At 52.6% G+C, this 22571-nt stretch carries 15 protein-coding genes; 11 read left to right on the forward strand and 4 right to left on the reverse strand.

What is annotated here, in order from left to right; translation table 11 throughout:
* Positions 1 to 2: 2 nt before the first annotated feature.
* The 10 genes from JRI95_00390 to murA all read left to right on the forward strand — a co-directional run bounded on the left by JRI95_00390 (position 3) and on the right by murA (position 13463).
* The gene (locus JRI95_00390; protein ID MBW2059999.1) at positions 3 to 1490 is read left to right on the forward strand and encodes an NADH-quinone oxidoreductase subunit M; all 1488 of its coding nucleotides are present in this window, start codon (positions 3 to 5) and stop codon (positions 1488 to 1490) included.
* 41 nt (positions 1491 to 1531) lie between these two features.
* Positions 1532 to 2968: an NADH-quinone oxidoreductase subunit N gene (locus tag JRI95_00395; GenBank protein ID MBW2060000.1), complete on the forward strand. Its 1437-nt coding sequence runs from the start codon at positions 1532 to 1534 to the stop codon at positions 2966 to 2968.
* 11 nt (positions 2969 to 2979) lie between these two features.
* Entirely contained in the window at positions 2980 to 3753 is a 774-nt protein-coding gene (locus tag JRI95_00400; GenBank protein MBW2060001.1) for a hypothetical protein, read from the forward strand.
* A 230-nt stretch (positions 3754 to 3983) separates the two neighbouring features.
* Positions 3984 to 6677, forward strand: a complete 2694-nt coding sequence (locus JRI95_00405) for a pyruvate, phosphate dikinase (protein ID MBW2060002.1) — start codon at positions 3984 to 3986, stop codon at positions 6675 to 6677.
* Between the two features lie 785 nt (positions 6678 to 7462).
* Complete coding sequence (gene rho / locus JRI95_00410; protein MBW2060003.1) at positions 7463 to 8710, forward strand: transcription termination factor Rho; 1248 nt, start codon at positions 7463 to 7465, stop codon at positions 8708 to 8710.
* Positions 8711 to 8957: 247 nt separating this feature from the next.
* Positions 8958 to 9227 carry a 50S ribosomal protein L31 gene (gene rpmE, locus JRI95_00415; protein ID MBW2060004.1) on the forward strand — a complete coding sequence of 90 codons (270 nt, stop codon included), beginning with the start codon at positions 8958 to 8960 and terminating at the stop codon, positions 9225 to 9227.
* A 15-nt stretch (positions 9228 to 9242) separates the two neighbouring features.
* Positions 9243 to 10202, forward strand: coding sequence for a DUF1385 domain-containing protein (locus tag JRI95_00420; protein MBW2060005.1), 960 nt, complete (start codon positions 9243 to 9245; stop codon positions 10200 to 10202).
* A gap of 6 nt (positions 10203 to 10208) precedes the next feature.
* Positions 10209 to 11270: a peptide chain release factor 1 gene (gene prfA / locus JRI95_00425; protein MBW2060006.1), complete on the forward strand. Its 1062-nt coding sequence runs from the start codon at positions 10209 to 10211 to the stop codon at positions 11268 to 11270.
* Positions 11267 to 12208 carry a peptide chain release factor N(5)-glutamine methyltransferase gene (prmC, locus tag JRI95_00430; protein MBW2060007.1) on the forward strand — a complete coding sequence of 314 codons (942 nt, stop codon included), beginning with the start codon at positions 11267 to 11269 and terminating at the stop codon, positions 12206 to 12208. Before prfA ends, prmC begins: the two co-directional genes overlap by 4 nt.
* Positions 12201 to 13463: a UDP-N-acetylglucosamine 1-carboxyvinyltransferase gene (gene murA, locus JRI95_00435; GenBank protein ID MBW2060008.1), complete on the forward strand. Its 1263-nt coding sequence runs from the start codon at positions 12201 to 12203 to the stop codon at positions 13461 to 13463. Before prmC ends, murA begins: the two co-directional genes overlap by 8 nt.
* Before the next feature lie 768 nt (positions 13464 to 14231).
* Here the strand turns inward: murA and JRI95_00440 are convergent.
* Positions 14232 to 15914 carry a Na/Pi cotransporter family protein gene (locus JRI95_00440; GenBank protein ID MBW2060009.1) on the reverse strand — a complete coding sequence of 561 codons (1683 nt, stop codon included), beginning with the start codon at positions 15912 to 15914 and terminating at the stop codon, positions 14232 to 14234.
* A gap of 534 nt (positions 15915 to 16448) precedes the next feature.
* Here JRI95_00440 and JRI95_00445 point away from each other — a divergent pair.
* Entirely contained in the window at positions 16449 to 17480 is a 1032-nt protein-coding gene (locus tag JRI95_00445) for a ThiF family adenylyltransferase (GenBank protein MBW2060010.1), read from the forward strand.
* 21 nt (positions 17481 to 17501) lie between these two features.
* Here the strand turns inward: JRI95_00445 and JRI95_00450 are convergent, their stop codons facing one another.
* The 3 genes from JRI95_00450 to JRI95_00460 are packed head-to-tail and all read right to left on the reverse strand — an operon-like array spanning position 17502 to position 22566.
* Entirely contained in the window at positions 17502 to 18227 is a 726-nt protein-coding gene (locus tag JRI95_00450; protein MBW2060011.1) for a glycosyltransferase family 2 protein, read from the reverse strand.
* On the reverse strand, positions 18224 to 19555 hold the full coding sequence (locus JRI95_00455) for a radical SAM protein (protein ID MBW2060012.1): 1332 nt from the start codon (positions 19553 to 19555) through the stop codon (positions 18224 to 18226). Before JRI95_00455 ends, JRI95_00450 begins: the two co-directional genes overlap by 4 nt.
* Positions 19552 to 22566 carry a tetratricopeptide repeat protein gene (locus tag JRI95_00460; GenBank protein MBW2060013.1) on the reverse strand — a complete coding sequence of 1005 codons (3015 nt, stop codon included), beginning with the start codon at positions 22564 to 22566 and terminating at the stop codon, positions 19552 to 19554. The genes JRI95_00455 and JRI95_00460 overlap by 4 nt, the downstream gene beginning before the upstream one ends.
* Positions 22567 to 22571: the final 5 nt, after the last annotated feature.

Raw genomic sequence — 22571 nt, forward strand, 5'->3', positions numbered from 1 at the left:
CTATGACTGACTTTTACGAAATAATCCGGCAATGGCCTCTGCTGAGCGGCATTCAGGTGGTGACCGCCCTTGGTCTGCTGACCGTCATGCTCGTCCCGGAGAACCGGCCCGGGTTGATCAAGAAGTTGGCCGCCGTATTTTCCGGCGTGGACCTGTTGATCTGCATCCTCATTTTTCTGGCTTACGATCAGGAGGCAGGGGGGTTTCAGTTCGTTGAAAAGCATTTATGGGTCAAGGCCCTGGGCATTCATTACTTCAATGCCGTGGACGGGATCAACCTGCCCATGATCCTCCTGACCGGTATTGTGCTTTTCACCGGCTGCCTGACCATGTGGGAGTTGGAGAACCGGGTCAAGGAGTTCTTCGCTTTTTCCTTTCTCCTGGTTCTTGGCGTCTTCGGCGTCTTCATGTCCATGGACCTCTTCTTCCTTTTCGTCTATTACGACATCGCCCTCTTTCCGATGTACCCCCTGATTGCTATCTGGGGCAGCACGCGGAAGGAATACGGGGCCATGAAGCTGACGCTTTACCTTCTGGCCGGGAGCGCGCTCATCCTGCCGGGTATCATCCTGCTTTACGTCAAGTCCGGCCTCTGGACCTTTGATATCATAGCCCTCAGCGGCGCTGAGTTCACCCCATATATCCAGAGTATCGGTTTTCTGCTCTTTTTTTTCGGTTTTGGGATCCTGGCTGGCGTCTGGCCGTTCCACACCTGGTCGCCCGTCGGCCATGTGGCCGCTCCGACTTCCGTGTCAATGATTCACGCCGGCGTGCTCATGAAACTGGGGGCCTATGGCGTCTTGCGGGTCGGAGCCTTTCTCTGCCCGGAAGGGTGGGTGCAGTGGGCCGATCTGATGGCGGTTCTGGCTGTCATAGGTATCTTGTATGGGGCCTTTGTCGGCCTGGCCCAGACAGACCTCAAGTACGTCATCGGCTACTCCTCGGTTTCTCACATGGGAATTGTGGGGTTGGGTTTATCTACGGTCACGGTGAGCGGTATGAATGGCGCCGTCTTTCAGATGTTTGCCCACGGCATCATGACCGCCCTCCTCTTCTCCTCCGTCGGTTACATCTATGACAAGACCCATACGAAAACGACTTTCGAGTTGGGAGGCATGTCCCGAAACATGCCTGTCATTTCGGGCTTTTTTATCCTGGCCGCCCTGGCCGGCGTCGGCGTCCCATGTCTGGCCAGTTTCTGGGCCGAACTACTCGTTTTTATCTCGGCGGTTAAGGTCTATCCGGTCAGGGGGATACTGGCTATCAGCGGTTTGCTTATTTCCGCTCTGTTTATGCTGCGTGTGGTCATGAAGACTTATTACGGACCAGCCAACGAGAAATATGCCGGATTGTCCGACGTGACCGCCTGGCTGGCCACTCCCAGGGTTATCCTGGCTGGAGTCATCGTGTTTTTTGGTTTGTTCCCGTGGTTGATGTTGAATCTGATCCAGACCGCGACCGTGTCATTCCCCAAAGTCATGGGTTTTTAACTGGTTGAGGTGCTGATTTAGCCTGAAATACTGAGTTTGTGATGCAAGACCAAATTATTTTATTTCTTCCGGAACTGTTCTTTCTGTTGATGGCCCTGGTCCTGTTCGGGTTGACCCTTGGGTCCGGCCGGCCGAAGCCGCGGCGGGATTACTATGTAGCCCTGGTTCTCGGCGCGGTGGGATTGGTCCTCACCCTGGGTTCGATCAAGGCAGAGGGACACCTCTTTTTCCAGGCTTACCGGCTTGACCTTTTCTCTCAGCTTTTTAAATGTTTCTTGAGCTTCGGCCTGTTTCTGGTCATCTGCATCTCCTCGCGGCTGGATGACATCGAGGAGCGGCGGCATCCTGAATTCTACCTCTTCCTGACTACTTCTACCCTGGGGATGATGCTGCTGGTCTCAGCCGTGGAACTTATCACTCTCTTCGTCGCTCTGGAACTGTCTTCCTACTCCCTGTATATCCTGATTCCGCTCCGCAAGGGGTCTAGCCATAGCACCGAGGCTGGAATCAAATTCTTTTTCATCGGCGCCATGGCTTCCGCCACCATGCTTTTTGGTATGAGCTACCTGTACGGTGTCTGCCATACCACCTATCTGACCGGAATTCTGAGCAGCCTGCCAGCGCAGATCCATGCGCCCGGCGCTGTAATTGGAATGGTCTTGACCCTCTGCGGCCTCTTTTTCAAACTGGCTGTCTTTCCCTTTCACAATTGGGCCCCGGACGTCTATGAAGGGGGAACTAACCAGGTTATCACCTTTATCGCCACCGCTTCCAAGCTGGCTGGTATGGCCATCCTGATTCGACTGACAGCCCTGACAAATGGAAGCAGCGCCTACCTGATCAACCTGCTGATCGTGTTATCAATGATTGGCATGACCTTCGGCAATCTGGTCGCCATCAAACAGAAAGACTTCAAACGTCTGCTGGCTTACTCCTCTATCGCTCACGCCGGGTACATTCTTATAGGTATCCTGACCATGTCTAAACTGGGTTACAGCAGTGTGATTTATTATGCCTTAGCCTACCTGATTTTGAATTTCGCCTGTTTCATGGTTTTGATAACCACCTCTGAAAAAGGTAAAAACGTTGCGATCGAGGACTTCAACGGGTTATACAGCCGAGCGCCGCTGCTGGCCATGACCTTGCTTCTGGGTGTGTTTGGGCTTGCCGGTCTGCCTCCGACCGGCGGGTTCACTAGCAAGTTTCTTGTTTTTATCGCGGCCATAGAAAAAGGCTACTTTTGGCTCGTCGTCTTTGCCATGGTCAACGTAACCATCTCCCTTTACTACTATATCAACGTTGTTAAAGCCGCTTATCTCAATCCTCCGGCTGAAGGCAGTGAAAAAATAAAGATCTCAGTCCCCTTGCGCCTCCTCAATTATGTGGTCATCATCATTATCCTCTGGCTGGGGCTCTATCCCGCCACGCTTCTTGATCGGGCCAGAACAGCGGCCGAGGCTGTGTTAGCCGTGCTCTAAGAGAGAAAATCATGCTCACTTTGATGAAACGACAAGATCCTTTTACTATTAAACGCACCTGGCGTGATGATGAAATGAGAGACGCCAGGGCGCGGGGCGAGAAGTTGAATAACTCTCCAGTAACGGCCTTGACCTTCTGTCATCACCCTGAATGTGCGCGGGATATTGCAGAGCTCAAGACGACCTTCAAGAGGGAGATCGCCAGGGTCGGTTATGAGGATGTGTCGCTTTTGGACACCAAGACTATCTGTTCTGGCAGCTGCAGTCGCGGCCCATACATTGGAATGATGGGCCTGGGTCTTTTTTACCGGGGTATCAGGAAAATAGAGGTCTCGGAACTGCTTTACGAGACCTTGTTCAAGAACAAGTTTTTATTTCACCGCATTGCCCTCGATCCCTTGAAGTGCACCGATCCGCGAGTAATCTTCCATTACAAGGAAGGGGTATTGGTCACTCTGGACCCGAAAACCTGCATGGTTGGCCTGGCTAAGTATTTATATGAGTTTAACGCCCTCGAATCATGCGGTAAGTGCACCCCTTGCCGTGCCGGATGCTTTCATGTGACTGAAATTATGAAGGCCCTAGTGGAAGGCAGTGCCACGGCCGGCGACCTGACGCAGCTTGAGGCTTTGATCTGGTTAATGGATCAAGGGGCTTACTGCGAATTTGCTCCCAAGGTGGCTTCCTCCATTACCCTGACTCTTAAAGAGTTTCGGGAGGAATACGAGGCTCATCTTAATGGCGGCACCTGTGCCATCGCAGGATGCGGCGATTGGGGTCTGTAAAAATTATTTACAGGCTTATTCCTGTTAAAAATATCTATTAGCGCGTCTTTGAATCAGACTTATATTTTTCATTTGGGGGGACGTTTTAATAGAAAGTCCCCCTCTTTTTTTATAAGCTTTTTAGCTGACGTTTCTTTGCTTGAAAAAAAAACAGCGATATGTCAACATTTAAGTATTCAGATTTGAAAACTGATTTCCAAGAAAAATAAATTAATAAGAGGTTGCGGACAGTGGCTAAGAAGTTTGTTTACACCTTTGGGGGAGGCCGGGCCGATGGGTCGGCTGAGATGAAAAATTTACTGGGGGGCAAGGGCGCTAACCTGGCCGAAATGGCCAGGATCGGTATTCCTGTTCCGGCTGGATTCACCATTACGACCGAAGTTTGCACGGCTTATTACGAGAACAAGGGGAAGTACCCGCCTGAACTGCCGAAACAGGTCAACAAAGCTATTAAGTTTATCGAGGAACAGATGGAAACCCGCTTCGGTAATCCGGATGATCCTCTCCTGCTTTCAGTCCGCTCCGGGTCCAGGGTTTCCATGCCCGGCATGATGGATACCGTCCTGAACATCGGCCTTAATGACCGCACGGTTGAAGGTCTGATTAACAAGACCGGGAATCCCCGTTTCGTTTACGACGCCTATCGTCGCTTCGTTTCCATGTATGGGGACGTGGTCATGGGTGTCAAAGCTGAAGCCATGGAGGAGGACCCTTTTGAGGTCGTCATGCAGAAACGGAAAAACCAGAAGGGGATTACACAGGACCTTGAACTGGATGTGGAAGACCTGAAGTGGCTGGTTAAGGAATTCAAGGCCATGATCAAACAAAGACTCAAGGTGGACTTCCCTGAGGAGCCGGAAGATCAGCTCTGGGGCGGTATCGGCGCGGTATTCAGCTCCTGGATGGTGCCGCGGGCCGTTTCTTACCGCGAGCTGCACCACATCCCTGGCGACTGGGGAACGGCTGTCAGTATCCAGGCCATGGTTTTTGGAAACATGGGCCATGATTCCGCCACAGGCGTGGCCTTTACTCGCGATCCAGCCACGGGTGAAAACTACTTTTATGGTGAGTACCTGACGAACGCTCAGGGCGAGGACGTCGTTGCGGGCATCCGAACCCCTCAACCCATTAACCGTTCAAAACCGGTAGTTGCGGATGCGGTCTCTCTCGATGAAATCATGCCTGAAATCTATAAAGAGTTGGATGATATCCGCAGTAAACTGGAAAAGCATTACCGGGAGATGGAGGATGTCGAGTTCACCATTCAGCAAGGCAAGCTGTGGATGCTTCAGACCAGGACTGGCAAACGGACAGCCCGCGCAGCCATTAAAATTGCTCACGATATGGTCAAAGAGAACCTGATTTCCAGAGAGGAAGCCGTTGCCAGGATTGACCCGGATCAGCTCGATCAGCTCCTCCACCCCATGTTCGATCCTCAGGCTGAAAAAAAGGTGCTGGCCAAGGGTTTGCCAGCTTCCCCCGGCGCGGCCGTGGGGCAGGTTGTTTTTTCGGCGGAAGACGCAGAAGAATTACACGATAATGGTCATGAGGTCATTTTAGTTCGTATCGAAACCTCACCGGACGACATCCGGGGAATGCATGCGGCCGAAGGCATTCTGACAGCCCGCGGCGGCATGACTTCTCACGCCGCCGTGGTGGCTCGCGGTATGGGTAAGTGTTGCGTTGCCGGCGTCTCCGAGATCAATGTGGATTACGCTAAAGAAGTTTTTCATGTGGGCGACCAGACGATCAGGAAGATGGACTGGATATCGCTTGATGGTACCTTGGGCGAGGTTGTCGAGGGGAAACTCCCCACTGTTGCTCCTCAGGTGGCCGGTGATTTTGAAACGATCATGAAATGGGTGGATGAAATCCGCCGTCTGGGGGTTCGAACCAATGCTGACACGCCTCACGACGCCAAGACCGCCCTGGATTTTGGCGCAAAAGGCATCGGACTTTGTCGAACTGAGCATATGTTCTTCGAAGGCGAACGTATTGACGCCGTGCGGCAGATGATCCTGGCCTCAGACCAGGAAGGCCGCCAGGAGGCCCTGGCTAAGATTGAGCCGATGCAGCGCCAGGATTTTGAAGGCATCTTTCGGGTCATGGATGGTCTGCCAGTGACCATTCGCACCCTTGATCCCCCTCTGCATGAGTTTCTGCCTCATACAGAGGAGGAAATGAAGGACCTGGCCGAACAGATGAAGGTCAAGGTTGAGGTTATCAAGGAGAAGGTTGACAGCCTCTATGAAGCCAATCCCATGCTCGGGCATCGCGGCTGCCGTCTGGGGATCATTTATCCTGAGATCACGGAGATGCAGGCCAGGGCCATTTTCAAGGCTGCCTGCCAGGTCATCAAGGAAGGGAAAAAGGTTTATCCTGAAATCATGATTCCGCTGGTGGGCCATGTCAACGAACTGAAACTCCAGAAAGAGATCGTGGACAAGGCGGCCGTTGAGGTTATGGAAGAGATGAACTGCAAGATCGAATACCTGGTTGGCACCATGATCGAACTGCCTCGGGCGGCCGTAACCGCCGATCAGATTGCTCAGGTAGCTGAATTCTTTTCATTTGGGACCAATGACCTGACCCAAACCACCTTTGGCCTCTCCCGGGACGATGCCGGTAAATTCCTTCCGGACTATGTCAAACAGGGCATCCTGGAAAGGGACCCCTTTATAATTCTCGATCAGGAAGGTGTGGGCTTTCTGGTCCGCATGGGCCTGGAGAAAGGACGCCAGACAAAACCCAAGCTGAAGGTGGGCATCTGCGGCGAACACGGCGGCGAACCCAGCTCTGTGGAATTCTGCCATGAAATCGGCATGGATTATGTATCGTGTTCCCCATACCGCGTGCCTATTGCCCGCCTGGCTGCGGCCCAGGCAGTGATCAAGGAAAAACGAGAAATTGAGCGGGATGTATAGATTCCAGCATCAGGCCAGCGAGCGTATCATTTAAGCCCTGACCACCTTATCGCAAGGGCGGTCAATTAATGTGCTATGAACACCGGCAATTTTATCTGCTATTGACAACCAGCCCGAAATAACTTGACAATCCTGGGGGGATACACTATAGTTTAATAGAGTTATCTTATAGTCGCGTAATCTTCATGCGCAGGGAGCAAATTCCACCCCAATTCAATGAATAGCATGGACTTCCCGTTAGACTGCTTGGTTATTATTCTTAAGTCCTAAAAAATCCTACAGTGGAAATAGCTGGATCTGGCTTTATTCGTTGAGAATAGAGTAAGTTGACACCAAGATAAAAATTGAATTATCCCTACCCGGATGGCTCTCAGCGCGAATGAGGCTAAATCTTCTAACCTTTATTCAATGCCTGGTGATGGACCGTGGGTGGAATTATCTAATAGAGAGAATGTTAAAAAGATGTTCTGATTGAAAAGTCCAGGATTGCTTCATCGCTCACGCTTCTCGCAATGACATTTTATAATAATATCAATCGTATGTTATTGCGAGCCCTTGGCTCACGCTCTGGACAGGCTCCGTAAAGTAATCTCTTCTTTAGTTTCCCCCTGAAAAGGTTTATCGGAATATTATTTTTTTGATCGCAATAAATAAGGCATATCGAATTTTTTTCCCGGCTCCAGATCGTCAGGACCGTTTCGGGATCAAAAACAAATAAGGAAGTTACATTAAAAAAGGGATGATAATAGACACCATTCATCCCAGGGAAAGGAATGACAACCAAAATGAATTTGGCTGAATTGAAAACCAAAAAGATATCTGAGCTGACCTCCATGGCCAAGGAACACAACATTGAAGGGGCGACCGGTCTCAGAAAGCAAGAATTGATCTTCACCATTCTCCAGGCAGAAACGGAAAAAAACGGTTTGATTTATGGAGGCGGCGTCCTGGAAACCCTGCCGGACGGGTTTGGGTTTCTTCGAGCCCCGGAGTCCAATTATCTTCCCGGCCCGGATGATATTTATATCTCTCCCAGTCAGATCAAGCGCTTCAATCTCCGTACCGGTGATACCGTGACCGGCCAGATAAGGCCCCCTAAGGAGAACGAGCGCTACTATGCCTTGCTGAAGGTGGATGGCGTTAATTACGAGGATCCGGAACTAGCCAGAGATAAAATCCTTTTTGACAACCTGACGCCTCTCTATCCTGATTTAAGAATCCATCTTGAAACAAAATCGGAAAATTACTGCATGCGGATCATGGACATTTTAACGCCCGTTGGAATGGGTCAGCGCGGTTTGATCGTGGCCGCGCCCCGAACAGGCAAGACCATGCTTCTGAAGGACCTGGCCAACAGCGTCACGGCGAATCACAAAAATATGATCCTGATTGTGCTGCTTATTGACGAGCGACCTGAAGAGGTGACTGACATGCAGCGGTCTGTCCAAGGGGAGGTCATTAGCTCCACCTTTGATGAACCGGCACAGCGCCATGTCCAGGTCGCCGAAATGGTTCTGGAAAAGGCGAAGCGCCTGATCGAACACAAAAAGGATGTTGTTATTCTCCTGGACAGCATCACCCGCCTGGCTCGGGCGTATAATGCCGTTGTCCCGCCTTCAGGGAAGATACTTTCCGGCGGTGTTGATTCCAACGCCTTGCATCGGCCGAAGCGCTTTTTCGGTGCAGCGCGCAACATAGAGGAAGGCGGGTCCCTGACCATCGTCGCCACCGCCCTGGTCGAAACGGGCAGCCGCATGGATGAGGTCATTTTCGAGGAGTTTAAAGGCACAGGCAATATGGAACTGCACCTGGACCGCAAGCTTGCGGACCGGAGAATCTTTCCGGCCATTGATATCAACCGCTCCGGAACGCGGAAAGAAGAACTCCTTCTTAATGAGGAGGAGCTTAATCGGGTCTGGATTCTGCGCAAGGTTCTCGCCCCGCTGACTCCCATAGACAGCATGGAATTTCTGCTGGATAAGATGCGTGGCACTAAGGATAATAAAGATTTTTTTAATTCCATGAACACCTAGCCCCCTCGTATCCCCTAAAGCCTAAGCCAGCCTGTCTTACTTAAACACAGGCAGCTCCCTCTGTAAATCTTCAGGCAGGTGAACCGTTTCGGCTAGAAAAAGCCAGAACCTGGCCGGCCAGCCTCATTAGCCTTTACATGAAAAACCGCGGGTCTTCATCAGGGCTTTCAAGGAAAGGGATTGAAACTACTTATGAAATATGTATAATTAACTACTTACTAATGATTATGGAGGATGAAAGATAAACATGAAAAAGGACATTCACCCGGAATTTAATATCATAAAAGCCAGTTGTGCATGTGGCAATGAATTCGAGACCGGATCCACGGCCAAAAAGATTCGGGTCGAAATTTGCGCCGCCTGCCATCCCTTTTTTACGGGCAAGCAGAAACTGATAGATACTGCCGGACGGGTCGAGCGATTCCAGAGGAAATACGCCGGCCTGGCTGGCAAGTATGACACAGGTAAGAAAAAGACTGCTTCAGCGAAAGACTCCCAAACCTCAAACAGCACCTGAGCCTTTTTTTACCTCATGATTTTACCCGGGATTTCCTTAATGAATGAGGGACTTAACGTCGGCGGACAGGCCGTTCTGGAAGGGGTGATGATGCGTTCCCCTTCAGCCTTGGCCGTGGCCGTGCGCAAGGCCAACGGGGAGGTGGCTATCAAGAAAAATCCATGGAGATCAATATCCACCAGATTTCCCTGGCTGTCTTTGCCATTTATCCGTGGGAGCGTCGTTCTTTTCGAGGCCCTGGTCAACGGGTTGGACGCCTTGACCTTTTCTGCGAACCAGGCGCTGGATGATGAGGATGAAGGTGAGATGAATCTTTGGGTCATGGGCCTGACCATTGCCGCCGCCATTGGTCTGGGCCTATTTTTATTCGTGGTCCTGCCTCACTACCTGAGTCTGCTGCTCGGCCGCGTCGGCCCGGTACGTTTTGGTGTCGCCTCAGCGGCCTTTCACACCCTAGACGGATTCTTTAAACTCGCCTTTTTCATCGGCTATATCTGGCTTATCTCCAGAGTGAAGGAAATCGGCCGCCTTTTCGAGTATCATGGAGCGGAGCACAAGTCTATCTATGCTTATGAAGCGGGACAGGAACTGACGGTCGAAAACGCCCGCAGGCACACGACCCTGCACCCGCGCTGCGGCACCGCCTTTATCCTGATTGTCCTGATAATCAGCATCCTGTTTTTTTCCGTCATCTTTCCCTTGATCAGCTCAACCGGCCGGGAAGGAGGCTGGGCCTTGAACCTGATCTACGTCGCCATCAAGATCGTTCTTATGCTGCCCATTGCGGGTATCGCTTACGAGATAAATCGTTACGCCAGCAAGCACATGGATCAAATCCTTTTCAAGGCCGCCATTATGCCGGGTCTGTGGGTTCAGAAGTTAACGACCCGTGAACCATCCGATGATCAGATTGAGATTGCCCTTATCGCCCTCAAAACAACGCTTTCCCTTGAGGCCGCCCAGAGCGCCTCGTGAGCCAGCATGCTTGAAGATTTGACCAAAGTGGAGCAGAGGTTTAACCGGCTCGAAAATGAGCTGTCGCAGCCCGAGATTCTCAAAGACAGGGACCTCTATCAGAAAACCCTGCGCCAGCATGCCGAGCTTTCCAAGGTTGTGAACGCTTACCGCCGCCTTAAGAAATTACGAACTGAAAAGGAGGAGACCCAGGAACTCCTGCAGGACCCGGATGAGGAAATGCGGCAGATGGCTGAAACCGAGCTTGCCCGGTACCAGGACCTCATTAAGGCCGCGGAGAAAAATCTTGAGCTGCTTCTGCAACCTAAAGATCCCAATGACAGCAAGAATGCCCTCCTCGAGATTCGGGCCGGGACCGGAGGCGAGGAGGCAGCCCTTTTTACGGCTGACCTCTTTCGGATGTACAGCCGGTATGCTGAAAAATTGAAGTGGCGCATCGAAGTCCTGAGCAGCCATCCGACTGGCACGGGCGGGTTTAAGGAGATTATCGCCCTGATTGAGGGAGACCGGGTATACGGCCAGCTCAAATATGAGAGCGGGGTTCATCGGGTCCAGCGTGTTCCCACGACCGAGTCTCAGGGCCGCATTCATACCTCAGCCGTAACCGTAGCCGTCCTGCCCGAAGCTGAAGATGTGGATGTGGATATTAAGCCCGAGGACCTGAAGGTTGATGTCTATCGCTCATCAGGTCCGGGCGGTCAGAGCGTCAATACCACAGACTCAGCGGTCCGGATCACTTACCTGCCCAGCGGTCTAGTGGTAACCTGCCAGGACGAAAAGTCTCAACACAAGAATAAGGCCAAGGCCCTTAAAGTGCTTAAGGCTCGCCTTCTTGATATAAAGGTTCAGGAACAGCAGGATAAAATCTCTGAGGATCGGCGCGGCCAAGTGGGCTCCGGCGACCGCAGCGAACGCATTCGAACTTATAATTTTCCGCAGGGCCGCATGACCGATCACCGGATTAACCTGACCATTTACCGCCTTGATTCGATTCTTGAGGGGGACATCCAGGAGATTATTGACACCCTGGCGACCCACTTTCAAGCCCGGACTTTAAAGACGTTTTGAGCAAGCAAGTCCCATCCGGCGGTCATTCAGAACCCTGGACCGTCCTGCGCCTCATCCAGTGGACAACGAGTTACCTGACTGGCAAGGGTGTGAAGAGAGCCCGGTTTGATGCTGAGGTCCTGTTGGCTGATTTACTGGAATTGAGTCGGGTTAAACTGTACCTCAACTATGATCGCCCTTTAAACCAGCCGGAGCTGAAGGCCTTTCGGGAACGAGTGCGGCGCCGGGCTGATTTTGAGCCTGTGGCTTATATCACCGGTCATAAGGAATTCTATTCACTCGAACTTAAGGTTGACCGCGGAGTGCTCATACCCAGGCCCGAGACTGAACTTCTGGTTGACGAGACTCTCAAAGCGGCTCAAAACCAGCTTTCAGATCATGAAGCAGAAATCGGGTCCCTTCATATCGTTGACCTTGGGACAGGCTGCGGCGCGATTGCCTTGGCTCTTGCCAGCAGGTTGTCACAGGCCAGGATCTGGGCAATAGATCTCTCGGAAAAGGCCGTAGAGATCGCCAGGGCCAACGCTAAGCGGCATGGACTGGAATCACGAATCACCTTCCTGCAGGGTGACCTGCTTGAACCGCTGAGAGATCGAACCGATTACTTCCACCTCATCGCCGCCAACCTGCCTTACGTTCCCCGGATCGCCTTTGACGACATGGCTCCGGATGTCAAGGACTTTGAGCCCAGGCTGGCGCTGAATGGCGGGGAAGACGGATTGGACCTGATCACGAAGGCTGTCGCCCAGGCCAGAGCGCTTCTGCGGCTTCAAGGCGCGCTGCTCTTAGAGATCTGGCATACCCACGCCCCGGCGGTCAGAGAGATGGGAAGGACGTGCGGCTACAATCAGGTCAGGATATGCAAGGACCTGGCCGGGCGTGACCGTGTGGCAGTGCTGATAAAGAACAATCCCGGAGGTTCAGTCAGTCATGGATAAGATGATCATTGACGGTGGCGAGAGGCTCGAGGGCGAGGTGACCATTAGCGGGGCGAAGAATGCGGCCCTGCCCATCATGGCCGCAACCCTGCTGGCCGATGGAACCTCGGTCCTGGAAAATATCCCGGATTTACGAGACATCAGGACCATAGCCGAATTACTGCGCCGGTTGGGCGCTCAGGTTGATCTCGACTCGGGTCGGGCTGAAATCAATACCAGCCCAGTCAATAACCTGATCGCTCCTTATGATCTGGTCAGAACCATGCGGGCCTCAGTCCTGGTGCTGGGGCCGTTGCTGGCCCGTCATGGCAGAGCCCAGGTCTCATTGCCCGGCGGCTGTGCCATTGGCACCCGACCGATCAACCTGCACCTCAAGGGCCTGGCAGCCATGGGGGCCGAGATCACGCTGGAACATGGCTACGTCAAAGCAAAGGCCCCTTCCCAGGGACTACAGGGGGCGGAGATCTTCCTCGATCTGCCCACAGTGACCGGTACTGAGAATCTCCTTATGGCCGCCGTCCTGGCTGAGGGTACGACGGTCCTTAGAAATGCAGCCCGGGAACCGGAGATTTCCGACCTGGCAGGCGCCTTGTCCGCCATGGGGGCTCAAATCGAGGGAAGTGGCACAGATGTCATCACTGTTCAAGGAGTCAAATCCCTGGAGGCGATGTCTTACAATGTCATGCCTGACAGGATTGAAGCCGGGACGTTCATGGTTGCCGCCGGAGTAACCCACGGCCGGATCACCATGAGGCAGGTCCCCCTGGCCACTCTGACAACCGTGGAAAACAGGCTCAGACAGGCCGGCCTGACATTCGACCGTCAAGGCGAGGATGCGGTCGTGGTAACCGGCCCTGCGGTAATCAATTCCGTTGACGTCAAGACCGAACCCTACCCCGGTTTCCCCACAGATATGCAGGCCCAGTTTATGGCCCTGATGTGCCTGGCCAGCGGCCTCTCGGTAATAACGGAAACTGTCTTTGACAACCGGTTCATCCATGTGGATGAGCTCAAGCGCATGGGCGCTGACATCAGGTTGAGCGGGAATACAGCCATTGTCGAGGGGCTTCCCTCTCTATTGGGCGCGCCGGTCATGGCCACCGATCTTCGCGCCAGCGCCTCCCTCGTTCTGGCCGGCCTGGCTGCCAAAGGGCAGACCGAACTTTCGCGGGTTTATCACCTTGATCGAGGCTACGAACGGATTGAAGAAAAGCTTTCTGCTCTCGGCGCCCGCATCCGCCGGATTAAGGCCTAGGTGTGGAATAAGGCATTAGTTAAAAGAAATAGACAAGCTCAAGTGAAAACTATTGCGATTGGCACAAGGACTTTTAGAAGAAATTAAAGGAGAGATTACTTCGCGGCGCTCTCAATTATATGCCATTGATATTATTATAAAATGTCATTGCGAGCCCCCGGCCCTTCGGCAGAAGCCATAGGGTTATTTGACAAAGAAATTGTTTTCAAGTTTTGGAGGGCGGGGATAAACCCCGCCTCTACTCAAAAATTTGCTTCGTCTAGAAAATCTGTGGGTGAACGATTAAGCCCATTTGAGATAACAAATTGTTTTTTCATAAAAATTTATACGTCAGGAGCAAATATTTTTCAGTCTCAGATGGCAAACGTTGGCCGGTTCGACGGTGCGATGAGAATGGGCCTCTAAAAAGCTCGTCGGAATTGCGCCGCCGCAAACCGGCCGGCGCTCCGGAGATAAAAATATGGTTTGACAACCCACAGATTTTTTCAAAGAACCTAAAATTTTAAATCGGTATTGTAGGGGCGGGGTTTATCCCCGCCCGTATTTTTCTGGTCTTTCATATGTCACTAAAGGCCAAGACTAGTATAAACAACGGGTCATATATAATATAAAAAAACGTGCAAATTCAATGGGTTTCATACTATTAAATCCTGAAACAGGAAAAAATAGTTTCTTAGAAGAAACGAAGTGGCGAAGCTCAAACCTTTTCAATCGGAACGTATTTTTAGAATTCTCTTTAAAAGAATCGGAACTGGTGCTTCTTAATCTCTATTTAATCCCGGCTACGGCTTCGGCGATATTGAAGCAGTAATCACCGATCTTTTCTAAATTATTCACCATATCCGTGAAAATCATGCCCGGATCAATGGTGCAGACTCCAGTCCGGAGGCGGGCGAGGTGTTTGTGCCTCAATGTTTCCTGCAAGAGATCAATTTCACTCTCCATGGCTCGAGCCTTATCCATCACGGTGTCCTTGCTGCGGTGTTCCAGGCTCTCCAGGATAAAATGATAAAAATCCACAACCTTTGTGGTCATCTCATCGAAATCCTCCAGGCTTTCATCCGAGAAATACACATTATTTTCAATCATTTCTTCAATCAGTTCGGCAATGTTCTCCACTGAGTCCCCGATTCGTTCAATATTGTTGGTCATCCTCATCAAGGAAGAGATTTGCCTGGATTCGTCAAGCGTGCAGTCACGCTGTGAAATTCGGACCAGGTAATCGGTGACCTCACGCTGGAGAATATCCAGGGCGTCTTCCCGCTGCCGCCAACTACTGAGCTCCTTTAATTTTCTTTCGGGTAAAGACTTTATGACCGTTGCCATCATCATGTCTGCAATACTTCCCATGCGTCTGACTTCTTGCCGGGCCTGTTCGAGGCCCACTGTAGGCAGCTCGATGAAGCTCGAATCCAGGTATTGGGGTTTATACAGGTCCAGTTCCTCTTCTATTTCGTGGGCAGGGGTCAGCCATTTGGCGGCCCTGATGAGCAAACTAAAAAAGATTAAAAAGAAAATGCCATTGACCACGTTAAACATGGTGTGAGCGCAGGCGATGTAGCGTGCGACATTAGGCAGTTCGCCGCCGACGATCATTTCCGCCGGGCCCAGATACAGCACGTGAGAGGTTACCCAGCGGACTATGGTCAGGAAAAAGGGAAAGAGGATAACTATGTAACTTACACCAATGACGTTGAACAGGGTGTGCGCCCGCGCCGTCCAGTGAGCGGCGCCGCTGGAGCCAATGCTGGCCAGTTCAGCTGTAATGGTTGTACCGATGTTTTCACCCAGGATCAGGGCCACCGCCCCAGGGAAACCTATCAACCCTTCGGCGGCCAGGGTCATGGTGAGACCAACCGTGGCGCTTGAACTCTGGAGGGCCATGGTTATAATGGCGCCGACCAGGACACACAAAAGGATGCCTCCAATATTGTCAGCCTGGAACCTGGTAAAAAAATCAATAAATGCAGGGGACTCCCTTAAAGGAATCACCCCCATCTTCATGGTTGCCATGCCGAAAAAAACCAGGCCAAACCCCAAGATAACTCCGCCAATTTCCGCGTAGTGCCGTTGTCTGGCAAAGATTTTAATGGCAACGCCAATAGCAATGGCTGGCAAGGCATACTCGGTTATCCTGAAGGCGATAAGCTGAGCCGTGACAGTGGTCCCGATATTGGCCCCCAGTATTACCCCCACGGCCTGGGAAACATTCAAAAGCCTGGCATTGACAAAACCGACCAGCATGACCACGGTGGCACTTGAGCTTTGAATAGCCCCGGTGACTAAGGCCCCGGTCAGACAGGCTATAACCCGGTTGGCTGAAACAGCAGCCAGTATATTGCGCAGTCTGGGTCCGGCCACGTGCTGAAGACTTTCAGACATGGTCTTCATGCCGAAAAGGAAGAGACCTAACCCGCCAATGGTAGTGAACAGAATTCCGGTATAACTCATGAGCGCCTCTGCTCAGCAATCGCTTCCCGGTTGTCTCCAAAGGCAAAGAGGCCGGGTTCGGTCAAGAATTTGAAGGTGTAATTTTGCAAATCAGGCACGGTTTCTACTGTTCCTTTCTGTCCCAACAAGCCGATCAAACAGCTGCCTCTGGTAAAAGGCACAACACCAGGCTAGATGGTCTGACAAGGTAAAAATGACTGCTTTTTTCATATATGATTCAAAGACAGTGGGAGCCTGGGATCTTGTTTTTTTAGCAATAGATGTTTTAAAAGGACTTCATTTCGAGCAGTTACCCTGGACAGGCTGAGGCAGGTCTAAAATGAATGAACTGCTTCGCTTCACTCGCAATGACAGCCCATGACTTGATCATATTTTCATTACGATTTATTATACATCTAAGAGGGACCTTTGCGTCAATTTTTTTCTAATGTAGATTTATTTTTGTCTTTGATCAAGCCTTGAATTTTTTCAGGTCCAAAATTGACAGGCCAGGACGCAAAAAGCAACTTAATTTAGGATTCGTGGAGGGGAGAAATGAGCCAGGACAACCGCCGGTATCAGAAACAGGAACTTTTCAGGGGGTTGGGCCCTGAAGGACAGGCCAGGTTGAGAGAGGCCGGTGTTCTGGTTGCCGGTTGTGGTGCCCTCGGCGGGACTATCGCCACGCTGCTTGTGCGGGCGGGAATCGGTCGGCTGCGGGTCGTGGACAGGGATTTCCTGGAATTGAGCAACCTGGGCCGGCAATTGCTTTATGACGAGGCCGACCTGAATTCCGGATTGCCCAAGGCTATCTTGGCTGCGCGAAAGTTAAAGCAAATGAATAGTCAGGTCGAGGTCCAAGGGGTGGTGGCCGACCTGAACCCGGATAATGTCTGCGAGTTGATATCCGGGGTGGATCTGATCCTGGATGGCCTGGACAATCAGGAGACCCGCTACCTGATCAACGATGCTGCGGTCAGCCTCGATCTTCCATGGATTTACGCCGGTGTGATCGGCGCTACAGGCAACGTCATGGTTATCATTCCAGAGAAGACTCCCTGCCTGCGGTGTTTGTTTCCGGATCCGGCCCCGCCGGGCGTCCTTCCCACTTGTGACACAGCCGGGATAATTGGCTCGACACCGAATCTGGCTGCCTCAATCGCTGTGACTGAGGCTATTAAGCTTCTCTCCGGTGCTCAGGAGTATTTGAGTCCGGGTCTTTTTACTTTTGATCTCTGGAACAATTCTTATCAATTAATACCATTTGAAACAGGCCCGCGTCAGACCTGCCCCTGCTGCCAAGAAAAACAGTTCGAGTTCCTAAGGGGCCGGGGCCGGTCCACCACTGAAACCATGTGCGGTATTGACGCCGTTCAGATCAATCCCCCCCAAGAGTTTTCTTTTAACCTGGATCAGTTGGTTCAACACCTGGAACCCGAGGATATCATTTCCTCCAATAAATACCTGGTCCGCTTTGAGGCCGAAGGGTTCCAATTCTCAGTCTTCCCTGACGGCCGGGTCATTATCCATGGCACCAGTGACCATGGCCAGGCCAGGGCTCTTTATGACCGATACATAGGCTTCTGATTCGACGAATTTTTAATTCAATCAGTGATATGTCTGAGATCTGGAGGCCAGGGACCGCAGGTGGTAATCCCACCAAAGACGGAAGATGTTATAGAACCGATAGAGGGCTTCATTTAACAAATTAAATTTGCTGGCACGAAAGTCCTCACAGAACACCGGGATCTCTATGGCCCGCCCCCCGTCGGACAAGGCATGGTAGATGATATCCAGGACATAGGAGGTCCCATGGTTGATGCGGTCGAGATACTTGACGATTATCTCCCGGCGGTAGGCCTTGGCCGCGATGGAGTAATCTTCAAACGGGAGGCCGACCAGGGCGCGGACGGTAAGAATAAAGGCCGTGCTTCCGGCTTTACGCCACAGGGCGCGCCTTTGGGTGCCCATTTTCTTGGAGCCGATCACGATATGATAGTCCTGCATGAGATCCAGCGCCTGGCTGATGAAACTCAGATCAACGGAGAGATCCATGTCCACCGAGATGATCTGGTCATAGCGCGCTTGATTTACTCCCAAAGAAAAAGCGCGCCCGACCCCCTTTTCAGGAATTTCGAGGAAGTGAACCTGATTATGCGCCTGGGCCAGGTTCCGGCCAAGCCGAGTGGTCTGATCGGTCGAGCCGTTACTGACGAGGATAATCTCAAAGGGCCGCTCTAAATCTTCACAGAAGCCCAGGAGACGACCTGTATTGGCCTCAATAATATCTCCCTCATTTAAGACCGGGATCAGCACTGTCAGGCCGGACTTCACTGCACGAACTCCCAGAACAACCGCATCCGCCTGAGCTTCTCCTTAAAAGTTCCTTCCCTGAAGCGGGCCAGGACGTAAGCCGGACGGAGATAAAAAGAAAGAAAGGCTCGTCGAGCCTGTCGGGATAAAAGATCAAGATCGTGCTCGCGGCTCAGGCAGGCAGGAAAAGGATCATCCTCACCGGCCAGCCTGTTCAGTTCGGTCCCGGGATAGGGTGAGGCAATATGGAAAGAGGCAAAGGTGGGATTCAGCTCACGGGCAAGTCTCATCGTAGCCCTGCGGTCCGCCTCTGTTTCGCCTGGCAGACCAAAAAGAAAGAAGCAGGCCGTAGCCATGCCCAGCCGGTGACAGTGGTCCAGGCTGGTTCTGATCTGATTTAAAGAGATCTTCTTGTTCGTTTCGTCAAGCAGGCGGGGTGAACCCGTTTCCACCCCGAAATGAATCAGGGCGCAACCTGCTTCCTTCATCAGGGCCAGTAGTTCAGGGTCCACCGCATCGGCCCTGGTCTGGCAGCACCAGCGAAAGTCCAGATTCATCCTGATTAATTCCTGGCAAAGATTGATCGTATCCTCTTGTTTCAGACCGAACTCCAGGTCAATAAAATAGACAGATTCGGCCCTGTACCGGCCCACGACCTCTTCCACTTCGGCCAGAACCCGCGGCCAGGCCTTTGTCCTTAACCCGGAACCATACATGGCCTTCAGGCAGAAAATGCAGGAAAAGGGACAGCCCCTGGAAGTTTCGAGCAGAGCGAGGCGGCGGCCCAGCAGCTCATAGCCGTAATACTTAAAATCAATTAGATCATAGGCAGGCCGGGGAAGCAGGTCAAGACTAATCTGGCCCTGATCCGGCTCCTGAATGATCCTTCCGGAGTCCTGGTAGGACAGCCTGGCAATGCCTCGCGGATTTCCGCCGGCCTCGGCCAGTTCAACTATCGCAGCTTCGGGTTCTCCCCGAATCAGGGCCGCGGCCCGGGTCTCTCTGAGCATTAGTTCCGGCCGCACCGTACCATGAGCCCCGGCCAGGACCAGTTTTTCCCGCGGCAGCCGCCGCGCCAGGTTTACCAGCCCCTCCCAGTTAAGGTCCGGGCACTGCCAGCGGTCTAATGGACTGGACTCAAGCACCACCAGATCAGCGCTCCGCGCGGCGCGCCTTATTTCTTCGAACCCGGTTCCAGTGGCCCGGGCGTCTATCAAGGCAACCTCGTGCCCGGCCTGCCGGAGCATGGAGGCGGCGATGAGTAAATCGAGCGGAGGCCAGGCCCGGTTGTAGCGCCGGGCCCTGGAACGAGCCGCCTTGAAATCAGGGTTGATCAGGAGTACTTTCATGGCCGGGCTTTCTGATTAAGACTTTCCATAACCTGCCGCGAATACCTGCCCCACCGGGTTTCCGAATAGTCGTCTATGACCTTCTGGAGCGCCTTCCGGCCCTCCTCTATGGCGCCGAGATGGAGGTTGACCAGTCCGAGGTGATAATACGCTTCAGCAGTATATTCACCCGGCGCATAAGCTGCCAGTAAATCTTGAAACGCAATCAGGGCCTCAGGCCATTCTTCCGCCTTGAATAAAGAGATGGCGCTGAAATAGGCGGCACGCTCCTTTAAGTCTTGGCGGTCTGCTTTTTCCCGCGTCCGATCAAAAAGGATTCGCGCTTCCCTGTAGCGTCCTTGATCAAATAGATGCATGGCCTTCTGAAAAAGCTCGTTCGGTCTGTATATTTCGGATAAGCGGCGGCCGGATTCCACGGCCCACACCGAATCCGGGAATTTATGCAGCACCTCTCTGAAGACGCGAACGGCTTGCTCAGACCGACCCAGGCGCAGGTGGCAGAGTCCGATGTGGTAGAAGGCCTCAGGTAAAACCCGGCTCTCCGGGTATTCAGCCGGGAAGCGGGTCCAGGCAGCCAGGGCCTCTTCATAATGCTTCTCGTTAAAATAAGAAAGGGCCAGATGGTGCAGGGTCTGTCCCACGATAGGCGAAAGTGGAAACCGCTCGAGCGCTTCGTTGAAAACGGTTCGAGCCTTTTTATAATTCTGAGCCTTAAAAAATTTGAGGCCGCGGTTGTGATAGATGGTCGGATCCCGGTAATGTACGGCCAGGATAAAGAGCATGAGGCCCGTCAAAGCCAGGCCGATCACGATTCCCAGGATAAGGCCGGCCCGGGGCCGTATCATGGCCGCCAGCCCGGCCAGGGGCCGGTCAAGGGGCGTTGAGAAATCCGGCTCCAATGCCCGGCCGCGCTTGGAAAAAAGACGGCTCAAGGCATAGAAGACGCCCAGGATGCTCAGCCCCAAACCCAGGTATTCAGGCCAGGTGCGGTGAAAATAAAGCCGAACCCGGGACTCTGTCGGAAAGACAAGCATAAAGGCCGGGCTGGCCCGCCAGACCCGGTCTGCGCCTTCAACACGCCAGTTGGGGTGGTAAGAAACTTTAATCCAGAGCGGGCGGCCGGGCACTGCGCCTTGGATGATGATTTCATTATTTTTAATGGTCTCCCTGAGTTCGTCCGAAGAGGCAAGAGGGCGCCGGGGAAGGTTGCGTACCTGGTCCTTGAACTCGCCCGGGCCGATAACAGCGTCAAAATACTTTTCCTCCGCCGCGCTGACCTTTGCCGCAAATACCAGAGGCACTTCAAGGTCGCTCCACCTGAACCAGGTGAAGGCGTCGGCTTTGGGATCTTCTGATCGCGCCAGGACCGGTCTGAATCGGGGCTGAATGACATACCGGTTCTGGTTCTGAGCCAACCCGAAAATGGCAAAAGGAGGATATTCTTTGTCTAGCTCAAGACCAGGGGCCCGCAGGGCCTCGGCCCTGGCTTTTTCGGTCACGGTTATATACTGACTCACATTAAAGAGCTCCAAATGCCTTTGCCCTCTGGCCAGATCGAAGCGGCTGTAATTATAATTTGGGAGCGGCGAGGAGTAGATTTTAGAGACCTCGGACTGGATGTAGAACACAAAGGGAGACGAGAGGCTGGACTGCATATACAGCCCCTCCAGGGTTGCCCGGCCAGCAAAAAGAGGCAGGGATTCAAAAGCCCGGAGCGTGCCGACCGCTCTGGTTTCAGCGGCATGTTCATAGACTACCCGCGGATCGGCAAAGGTGCCTTGCAGGTAGTCATTCAACTCTTTGAAGGGCGCCCAGAGCCGCTTGTTTTCGTAACCGGTATAATTCCAATCCATCCACTGACCGATAAAATGCACCTGATGGGCGATCCAGACCATGGCGCCAATGGTTAAGGCCAGGGCGGCCAGGGATTTCAGACGAAAACGGCCCAGCAGGCGTCCCGCGCCCACTGCTCCAAGAAGAACGAGCAAGACCTGCCCAAAAGGCACAAAGCGGATGTCTACCATCCCGATCTTGGGGGCGATGAGATAAAAAATGCAGACGATGAAGATTAGATAGACAAAAAAAAGGACCCGGCTTTTTTCGGCCGGTGATTGGCGAACAAGCGGCAGGCCGAGAGCCGCTCCAACCAAGGCCAGCCCAATAAACGGCCACAGGATGCGCGGGAAAACCTGCAAAACACCGTCTATGATCCAGATAAAATTATAAGGCACGGTGTAAGGTAAAAAGAGGAGTAAAGGCACGATCCAGAAACCCATGAAGCAGAAGGCCAGCAGATTAACCTTGAGGATATAGACCAGCCGGAAAAGCCAGTTGCGGGTCGTAATCAGGAAAAAACTCACCCCGGCTACACAAAAAAGCAGAGGGTAACCGTGGGCCAGACCGATCAAAGCCAGGAGGAGGGCGTTGGAAACAACGTGCCGGCCGGATTCGATGCCGCGATAGAAGCGGCCGAGATAGATCAGGGCCAGGGTCAGCCCCATACCGTAAGCAAATTCGCCGGCCAGCGTTGAAGGAATGTTGCCTCCCCACATGGAATTGGCCTCCATGAAAAGAAAAGACAGCACAAAAACCATGCCCAGTTCAGGTTCAGGAGTCTTAAAACCCATCTGTTTAAGACCAAGGTAAGCCCCGACCGGAAGAGTGAAAACGCCAGCAAGGCTGATGATCCTGAAGGCTATGGTCATGGGCATGACCAGGCTCAGCAGGCTCATCACTAGAAACGGCAGGGGGAAATAAAACTGGAACAAGGGAAAACCGGCATAGTTGCCCGGCAGCCAGCCCATGATACGCCACTGAGGCAGAAGATGCTCCTTGAGAAAAACCGCGCTCAAATAGTGGCTGGCCGTGTCGCCCCCGGTGACAAGGGCGTCTTTCAGGATGAGTTCGAGTTTAAGGTGGCTGAAAAGAAAGAGATAGGCAAGTATGAACAGACTGACTTTTGCCAGCCGGTTCAAGTTTTTTTCCCTGGGGTAAAGAGAGATCAAGCCCAAGTCTT

The sequence above is a fragment of the Deltaproteobacteria bacterium genome, from assembly GCA_019308995.1.
Classification (GTDB): Bacteria; Desulfobacterota; Desulfarculia; order Adiutricales; family JAFDHD01; genus JAFDHD01.

Excerpts from the sequence above, each read along its gene's own strand:
- JRI95_00395 (MBW2060000.1), top strand. The coding sequence starts at position 1,532 with ATGCAAGACCAAATTATTTTATTTCTTCCGGAACTGTTCTTTCTGTTG.
- JRI95_00440 (MBW2060009.1), bottom strand. The coding sequence starts at position 15,914 with ATGAGTTATACCGGAATTCTGTTCACTACCATTGGCGGGTTAGGTCTC.
- rpmE (MBW2060004.1), top strand. The coding sequence starts at position 8,958 with ATGAAAAAGGACATTCACCCGGAATTTAATATCATAAAAGCCAGTTGT.
- rho (MBW2060003.1), top strand. The coding sequence starts at position 7,463 with ATGAATTTGGCTGAATTGAAAACCAAAAAGATATCTGAGCTGACCTCC.
- JRI95_00445 (MBW2060010.1), top strand. The coding sequence starts at position 16,449 with ATGAGCCAGGACAACCGCCGGTATCAGAAACAGGAACTTTTCAGGGGG.
- JRI95_00400 (MBW2060001.1), top strand. The coding sequence starts at position 2,980 with ATGCTCACTTTGATGAAACGACAAGATCCTTTTACTATTAAACGCACC.
- murA (MBW2060008.1), top strand. The coding sequence starts at position 12,201 with ATGGATAAGATGATCATTGACGGTGGCGAGAGGCTCGAGGGCGAGGTG.
- JRI95_00455 (MBW2060012.1), bottom strand. The coding sequence starts at position 19,555 with ATGAAAGTACTCCTGATCAACCCTGATTTCAAGGCGGCTCGTTCCAGG.
- JRI95_00420 (MBW2060005.1), top strand. The coding sequence starts at position 9,243 with ATGATTTTACCCGGGATTTCCTTAATGAATGAGGGACTTAACGTCGGC.
- JRI95_00390 (MBW2059999.1), top strand. The coding sequence starts at position 3 with ATGACTGACTTTTACGAAATAATCCGGCAATGGCCTCTGCTGAGCGGC.
- prfA (MBW2060006.1), top strand. The coding sequence starts at position 10,209 with ATGCTTGAAGATTTGACCAAAGTGGAGCAGAGGTTTAACCGGCTCGAA.